4 protein-coding genes are annotated in these 3,416 nt (G+C 38.7%); all 4 read left to right on the top strand.

From position 1 onward, the window contains the following. On the top strand, nt 1-1,136 hold a 1,136-nt coding region (locus tag J7K93_14085), incomplete at its 5' end, for an amino acid carrier protein (protein MCD6118132.1). A 31-nt stretch (nt 1,137-1,167) separates the two neighbouring features. Further along, nucleotides 1,168-2,511, top strand: a complete 1,344-nt coding sequence (locus J7K93_14080) for a sodium-dependent transporter (GenBank protein MCD6118131.1) — start codon at nt 1,168-1,170, stop codon at nt 2,509-2,511. 72 nt (nt 2,512-2,583) lie between these two features. Further along, nucleotides 2,584-2,901, top strand: a complete 318-nt coding sequence (locus J7K93_14075) for a nucleotidyltransferase domain-containing protein (GenBank protein ID MCD6118130.1) — start codon at nt 2,584-2,586, stop codon at nt 2,899-2,901. Nucleotides 2,902-3,137: 236 nt separating this feature from the next. After that, nucleotides 3,138-3,416, top strand: a 279-nt coding sequence (locus J7K93_14070) for a hypothetical protein (GenBank protein MCD6118129.1), incomplete at its 3' end; no start/stop codon positions are given.

Here is a 3,416-nt window from a genome sequence, read left to right as displayed (position 1 = left end):
GTTCTCTCGCAATACTTTTATTCTTAATAATTATCGGCGGTATAAAGCGTATTGCAAAAGTAACAGAGAAGATTGTGCCTGTTATGGGTATAATATATATTCTTGGTGCTTTAACAGTTATTTTTGCTAATTACCAGAATATAATCCCGTCGTTCGGAGCTGTATTTGCTCATGTTTTTACCGGTCATTCCGCACTTGGCGGTCTTGCAGGAGCCTCTTTTGCTCTTGCATTCAGGCAGGGCGTAGGCCAGGGTATATTTTCCAATGAGGCCGGACAGGGATCCGCTGCTATAGCGCATTCTGCTGCAATTGCAGATGAACCTATATCCGAAGGAATGGTTTCTTCTCTCGGGCCTTTTATTGATACAATTATTATTTGTACATTAACCGGCCTAACAATACTTTCATCCGGAGTCTGGAAAGAGAAAGCTGACGGCATAGTTTTTCAGAGAGCGGACATGGAGGTTGTTGCAGGAGTTTACGATGAAAATAATAAACAGGATGCTGCAGCACTGTGGGATCATATAAACAGAAAGAAAGGCAATAAAGTTAAACCTTATTCAGGAAAGTTAATACTTGATAACGGCAGAATCCAGGCGCCTGCAGAAGTTACTGTCATTCATGCAAGATCTATAGCTGAAAATATGGTTTTTAAAATGAACGGACAACCTTTAACAGGGGCTTTAAACATATCAGATGGAAGATTAAATGATGCTTCAATTCAGGTAATCGGAAGATCCAGAATACACAGCGCAATGTTAACAGCCGAGGCATTTAAGAGAGGATTTTTCGGAGATAAAGGCGATTATATTGTTTCGATCGGGCTTTTGCTATTTGCGTTTTCCACTGTTATTTCCTGGTCTTATTACGGAGACAGGGCAATGACCTACCTGTTCGGCTTAAAATCAGTGCTTCCGTACAGGCTTGTTTATATTGTAGTATTTTTTCTGGGAGCTCTGATGGACACTACAGTTGTTTGGAATTTTGCAAATATTGCAATTGTGCTTATGGCGCTTCCCAACCTGTTCGGAATTCTTCTGCTCCATAAGGATATGAAAAAGTCAATTGCAGAATACTGGGTAAAATTTAAAAAAGAACATCCCGAAGATGCGGAAAAGATGCGGGTTTTATCGTAAATAACAAATATGTGACAAGGAGAATAGTTTTATGGCTGATAAGAGAGGAAGTTTCAGCAGGATTGGATTTATACTTGCTGCAGCGGGGTCTGCAGTTGGGCTTGGAAATTTATGGAGATTTCCGTACACTGTGGGGCATAACGGGGGCGGAGTATTTGTTCTAATCTATCTTCTTGCTGTTGTCATAATTGCAGTACCGGTTTTAATAGCTGAGGTTACTCTCGGCAGGCACACAAGAAAAAATCCGGTCGGCGCTTTTAACTATATTAAACCGGGTTCACAATGGAAACTTGTCGGGTTCCTCGGAGTAATCACCGGTTTTATGATTCTGTCTTACTACTCTGTTATTGCCGGTTGGACTGTAGGCTATTTTGTAAAAGCAGTAGCAGGAAGCTTCAGGCATATTACTTCAGTCCAGGCTGCAGAGAGTTTTTCTACATTTACTTCAAACTGGTGGATGATGACTGCACTTCTTGCATTTTTTATATTTCTTACAGTTTATATTGTTTCAAAAGGAGTGGCAGGTGGTATTGAGAAGTATTCACGTATTCTTATGCCCATACTTCTAGGAATTTTATTGCTTCTTCTTGTCCGTTCAGTGACCCTTAAAGGTGCTTCAAAAGGAGTTGCCTTTTATCTTAAACCTGATTTGGGAGCCATTTCTCCTAAACTTGTTATACAGGCAATCGGGCAGGCTCTTTTCAGCCTCAGCCTCGGAATGGGTACAATGATTACTTACGGTTCTTATGTAGATAAAAAAGAGAACCTCCCGTCGTCTGCTGCATGGATAGTAATTTTCAATACTGTTATTTCCATTACAGCAGGGTTTATTATTTTTCCTGCGATATTTTCCCAGGGCATGAGCCCTGATCAGGGCTCCGGAGTAATGTTCAACACTCTGCCTGTTCTTTTTTCCAAAATGCCTGCAGGAGCTTTTTTCGGGCCGCTCTTTTTCCTGATTCTTGGAATAGCAGCGTTAACATCAACGATTTCAATTCTTGAAGTACCAGTTGCCTATTTTATTGATGAGAAGAAGATTGACAGAAAAAAGATTTCAATTATTATCGGGGTTATTGCTTTTCTGATAGGTATACCGTCTGCACTTTCTCAGGGTGCAGTAGGATTTTTTACAGATATACCCTTAATCCATATTGGCTTTCTTGATTTGATGAATCATATCTGGGGAAATCTTTCTCTTAGCATCGGAGCATTCTTTGTTGCTGTTTTTGTAGGACATATCTGGAAGTCTTCCAATGCTCTTGAAGAGATTAAATCAGGATGTGCAAGATTCTCTATTTCCGGAGTATGGTCTTTTACAATTAAGTATGTAGCTCCGGTTGTAATTATTTTGATTCTTTTTGGGGTTTTGGTGTAATGTAATTTTTTACAATTTATGCGCTCAAGAATATACTAAGTCTTGGGTTGATAGGATAAAGGAGTTACGTAAATGGATAAAAAAGATGTTCTAAAAATTGCTCGACAATTTGCTTCATTATTAATGACAAAGTATGACTGCAAACAGATGTTTCTTTTCGGCTCATACGCAAAGGGAACAAATCAAGAAGAAAGTGATATTGACATTGCCGTAATTCTTGAGGAATTTGAAAATTCCATAGATATACAATTGGAGTTAATGAGATTGAGACGCAAAGTTGATAGTAGAATTGAGCCGCATCCATTCAGAGAGAAAGACTTCAATCTGACAAATCCGTTAGTGTATGAAATATTGAAGTATGGTCAGCGGATTGATACTAATGTTGCCTAATATACTTCCCTTTGGGCTGTATCAAAAGTCCCAAACCTGTCATTTTGCCGGAAGAAGCAATCTTCTGAATTCGTGCTCAATTCTGGAGATTACCACGTCTTCCGCTTGTGCGGAATCCTCGCAATGACGTCAAATAAACTTTTTATACAGCACCATCCGGGCATAAAGTGTTTTGTATGTACCTCATAAAAAGAGAAACAAAAAGCTATCGTTATTTTCTTTCAGGAAAGCCCAAGATGATAATTCGAAATATTAAGAAAGTAATTATCTTTTTTTTGATTGGTTTTTTATTTTGTTCCGCATTTGGTGAAACCTACCACGTAGAAATTGATACAACTAATTATTTTAAAAATGTTGTTGATCTTGAAAAAATACTGAGTATTAAGTGGGCACTTATTCCGTCGCCTGTAATCGGCAATAAGTCATATGAGTATTTTTCTTTTGGCAAAGACAAAGGATGGCTGTTAATTCACAGCAGAAATTCTGAGTTATGGAAACGATCCGAAGGCATGTGG

It is taken from the genome of bacterium (assembly GCA_021158245.1).
In the GTDB taxonomy this organism is placed as follows: domain Bacteria; phylum Zhuqueibacterota; class QNDG01; order QNDG01; family QNDG01; genus QNDG01.
The sequence above is the reverse complement of the archived record's forward strand: the minus strand, read 5'-3'. Positions and strand labels throughout refer to the sequence as shown.

Excerpts from the sequence above, each read along its gene's own strand:
- J7K93_14080 (MCD6118131.1), top strand. The coding sequence starts at position 1,168 with ATGGCTGATAAGAGAGGAAGTTTCAGCAGGATTGGATTTATACTTGCT.
- J7K93_14075 (MCD6118130.1), top strand. The coding sequence starts at position 2,584 with ATGGATAAAAAAGATGTTCTAAAAATTGCTCGACAATTTGCTTCATTA.